This is a genomic window from Paenibacillus xylanexedens, assembly GCF_007680605.1.
GTDB lineage: Bacteria > Bacillota > Bacilli > Paenibacillales > Paenibacillaceae > Paenibacillus > Paenibacillus xylanexedens_B.
This window is the reverse complement of the sequence record NZ_VEIO01000105.1, coordinates 1-226: the sequence shown is the minus strand read 5'-3', so window position 1 is coordinate 226 and position 226 is coordinate 1. Positions and strand designations below refer to the sequence as shown.

Below are 226 nucleotides of genomic sequence, written 5' to 3'. Positions count from 1 at the left end.
CAGTTACGCCCTTCGGCTGTCCCGTCGACCCCGAGGTATAGATCACATACGCCAGATCGCTTGCGCCGCTGATCGCTGGCAGGTTTGCGGGTTCGCCCGTGTACAGCGATACGTCCGCCAAGTTCAGCACAGTGCCTGCATAAGTTGGGGGTACTTCCACATTCTCGCCGTATACAAGCAACAGATCCGCCCCGCTGTCTTCCAGCATGTACGTCATCCGATCCGG

At 58.8% G+C, this 226-nt stretch carries 1 protein-coding gene; it reads right to left on the bottom strand.

Going from position 1 to position 226, the window contains the following annotated elements; all coding sequences use genetic code 11:
• Nucleotides 1–226 (bottom strand): AMP-binding protein (locus tag FS818_RS28570; RefSeq protein WP_145336794.1); only part of this gene is annotated, 226 nt, incomplete at both ends.